Here is a 4,241-nt window from a genome sequence, read left to right as displayed (position 1 = left end):
TAAGTCCATCTTTAAGGTCTTTAGATAGTGGTACAAGTTTAAGTATAAAACTTTTTAAAATATGCTGACACATTTTATCATTGGCGGCAATAGGGGCTATGTATCATCGTGGTCCTCTTCTTCAGGAAGAAAGAGTGATAGAGGGAATGAGTTGGACCAGAAATTCTTTTGAAAATGGAGGATTGGGGTGCCATAGGAGGGGGTTATATGGAAATAAAGGAAATTTTGTCGGAATTGGAATACAACAGGGGGTATTTCCCCTATGAAGCAGTCCAGGCGGCAATAACACAGAAGGAAAAGATAATACCCGAACTCCTGAAGATTTTAGAAAACGTTGAAAAGAACATACACCAAATAAAAGAGCAACCAAATTATATGGCGCATATATATGCAATGTTTCTACTTGCTCAATTCAGGGAAAAACGTGCATATCCTCTTATAGTTGACATTTTTTCTCATCCTGGCGATACCTCTGATAAGATCGGTGGAGACTTTATGTGTGAAGATTTACCACGGGTTCTTGCATCTGTATGCCATGGCGATACAACACTAATAAAGCAGCTCATAGAAAATAGAAATGCAGACGAGTATGTAAGAGACGCAGGCTTAAAAGCACTTTTGGTATTGGTAACCAATGGTGAAGCGACTCGTGAGGAAGTCATAGATTATTATAGGAGTCTTTTTAGAGGAAAACTTGAAAAGAAGCATTCAATGGTCTGGAATAGTCTCGCATCATGTAGTTCGCATTTATGTGCTAAGGAGCTTTATGAGGATATAAAAAAGGCTTATGAAGACAATTTAGTTGATCCATTTTTCATTGGATTGGAGGATGTGGATACATATCAGTCAATGGGGTGGGAAGAAAATTTAAAGAGTCTTAAAGAGGATCGTCACTATCAACTCATTGACGATACTATAGGCTGTATGGAGTGGTGGGCTTGTTTCCGACATAGAAAGAAAAAGAAAGCAAAGCCTGAGCCTTTAAAATCGTTAAGTACAAGTGCAAGTGCAAAAACAAAAACAAAAGTACAATCAAAAAAACGTAAAAAGAAAGTAAGAAAGAAGAGATAGTCTTAGCTTCGTCGCTTTCGCAATTCGCAACTGGATAACAAGTGGATATGTGGCTCGCTCACACTCAATTATGGTAAAGATTTCAGGCGAGCTAAAAATAAGTAAAATCATTATAAAAAACGTGATCGAGTCAAGTATAGTTCTTTTTACCTGAGTTTCAGACTTTATATACTCGATCCCCAGCACATCCATAATTTGCCTTTGTACTTTCCATTCGGGAAAAAATAGTCAAGTGCCGTGCACAGGTTCTCGGCATTCAACTTCTCAGCCTTGCCATAAATATTGCCTGAACGCCAACATCCATGCACCGCCCTTAAAAACATGCCGATTTATTATCTGCTGGAGGTCAAGGACTTCACAAACTTTATAAAGTGCGGTAACGTTTCCATAATCCAGGACTTCTGGAACTTTTGCCGCTTTTATTATCAATTTATATGTACGAAAAGCTAATCAAATACCTCTGTTTACTATAAATAGTGGGAAGCACAAAGTTTTTTATAGAAAGTCCATGATTATTTACATTTATTAGTTACATTTGATTACTCTGAAACTCAGGTAATTAATTGCTATGTGTAAGTGAGAGTGAAGTGGCAAAGGGAGAAGAGGGAATTGAGATGAGCGGGACTATAAAACTTGAATTTGCGGTATTTTAGGAGGTGATAGCTTGAAATTGAAACTCTTCCTTATTTTTGTGCTCGCCCCCCTTGTGTTAGCTGTGGGTCTTGCAGACGGTAGTAGTGTAGACCTGAGTTTTTCAAGTCCTGAACCACAAATTATTGACGGAGTAAATCATCTTTATCTGAAAGTATCCGTTGAAGGATTCGATACAGTTATGTCACCCGGTGATCCAATGCTACCTGTAAAGCGTTATTGTGTACTTTTACCGCCAAATGTGGATGAGGGGAGCATCAGATTGGTTATCTCTTCTGACGATTTCTATGAAATAAATGTTTCAAAACCTATAGAGCCAGCCCCTCCAATGGCTACCGAATCTGGTCTGGTTGTTGAGTGGGAGGAGGGAAAGGAAATAGTCAATGGGAAGAATATGAATATTTACGGATCGGATGGGTATCATCCAGAGAATGTCGTTGAAGCAGAGAGATTATCCCAGATGAGACAGTATAGGTTCGTTGAGCTCTATTTCTATCCCATTCAATACAACCCCATTAATGGAACTCTAAAGATACACAGAGAAGTTAGTTTCAGAATTCTATACAATGTTAATGTTCCAGAGATGTCTTCAAATTCAGAGTTTGTATATGTATCTGACCCGGTGATGCGAGACGATGCGGCGAAAATGTTTATAAATTGGAATGATGCGAAAAAATGGTACGAAGCCGGGGCATTGGTCTCTCAGGCGGTAAAGTATGATTACATAATAGTGACGACAAAATACATTGTACATAACAGCAACAAACTCGATGATTTCGTTAATTATCTCCATGGTAAGGAGTTTAGTGTTAAAGTCGTTACAGAAGATGACTACGGAAACGATAAAGGACAGCAAAGAGCGATAAACATAAGAAATTGGCTCAAGGAGCATTATATCAATTATGGAATAAAATACGTTCTCTTGATAGGTAATCCCGATCCTGATGACCCAAGTACATTGGACACTTATGGAAGCATCCCAATGATGATGTGCTGGCCACGGCATGGTTCAAAAGAGGATGAAGAAGCACCGACTGACTATTTCTATGCTGACTTGACGGGAGATTGGGATAGTGACGGTGACGGATTCTTTGGAGAGTATGGAGAGGACAACGTTGATTTTGCGCCGGAGGTTTACGTCGGCAGGATCCCGGTTTATAACAACGATGTAGACACTCTTGACAGTATCTTGACCAAGATCATGAACTATAGAGATAGATATTCCGGTGAGGACTGGAGGTACAGAATTCTCATGCCGGTTGCCATTACCAACTATAGAAATGAAGATAACAGTAAGTGTGAGAGGACCGATGGGTTGGATCTTCCAACATATGTTATTGAGAACATTCTACCCTCGCCGTGGAACCATTTTGTTCTATATGAGAGGGCGGGACTGGATCCTGTGCCTGTGTATGCACCTTATTACAACAAGTCTCTCACAAAGTACAACGTTATAAACGAGTGGTCAAAGGGCTATGGAGCAGTCTTTTGGCGTGCTCACGGGAACAAGGATGGAGCTTACAGGAAAGTTTGGATTAATGATGATGGAGATGGCATTCCAGAAAGTGATGAGATGAGTTTGCCCTTCTTCTTTACATCACAAGACACAGATTCGCTGAATGATTCAAGACCTGCCTTCACGTATCAGTGCTCCTGTCTCAACGGTTACCCGGAATATTCGAGCAACCTTGGATACTCATTACTCAAGCGGGGTGCCGTGGCAACAGTGTCAGCATCAAGGAGTAGCTGGTACACTACTGGCTACTGGCAACCCAATGGAGATGCAGATAATGTGGAAATTGGGTACCGTTACTTTGGGAACCTTATAAGGGGCAGAATGAATGCGGGTGACGCACTCTATAAAGCTAAGAACAGTCTCCTCAGCAGGGATGCAAAGCGGTGGATGAACAAGTTTGACTTCAATCTATACGGTGATCCGAGCTCGTCTATTTACAAAACCTCAGCCATTTACGTTCCTGATGATTACGCAAAGATTCAATGGGCAGTTGATAACGCAAGCGATGGAGGTACAATAATTGTGAGAGATGGAACTTACTATGAGAATATTATCGTGAACAAACAACTGACGATAAAATCAGAGAACGGCTATGCGAATTGCATCATTAATGGCACAGGTTCCAATGTATTTGTGCTGAATGCAGACGGAATAAGGATAGAGGGATTCACAATCACTGGGGGCTGGAATGGCATATACCTTTTGGGTTCAGACAAAAACAGGATAAGAAACAACAAATTCATAAACGACGGTCTCTTCGTCCATTATTCATACGGGAATATTGTGGAAGATAATACAGTAAACGGAAAACCGCTTGTTTATCTTGAGGATGAAGCGGATGAACTCGTTCATAATGCCGGGCAGGTAATACTCGTTGGATGCACAAACATCACGGTCATGAATTCTGAACTCACAAATACAGATGTCGGAATTGAATTACTTGAGAGTGATAACTGCTTAATATCAGATAGCAACATCAGTTCAAACAACTGGGATGGCATAT

General features: G+C 40.4%; 2 protein-coding genes. Both read left to right on the top strand.

The window, feature by feature from the left end; all coding sequences use genetic code 11:
• Positions 1 to 168: 168 nt before the first annotated feature.
• Positions 169 to 1,071: a DUF1186 domain-containing protein gene (locus J7J01_05495; GenBank protein MCD6210330.1), complete on the top strand. Its 903-nt coding sequence runs from the start codon at positions 169 to 171 to the stop codon at positions 1,069 to 1,071.
• A 664-nt stretch (positions 1,072 to 1,735) separates the two neighbouring features.
• Positions 1,736 to 4,241, top strand: a 2,506-nt coding sequence (locus tag J7J01_05490) for a right-handed parallel beta-helix repeat-containing protein (GenBank protein ID MCD6210329.1), incomplete at its 3' end; no start/stop codon positions are given.

This window comes from Methanophagales archaeon (assembly GCA_021159465.1).
Classification (GTDB): domain Archaea; phylum Halobacteriota; class Syntropharchaeia; order Alkanophagales; family Methanospirareceae; genus G60ANME1.
This window is presented reverse-complemented; position numbering and strand designations above follow the sequence as displayed.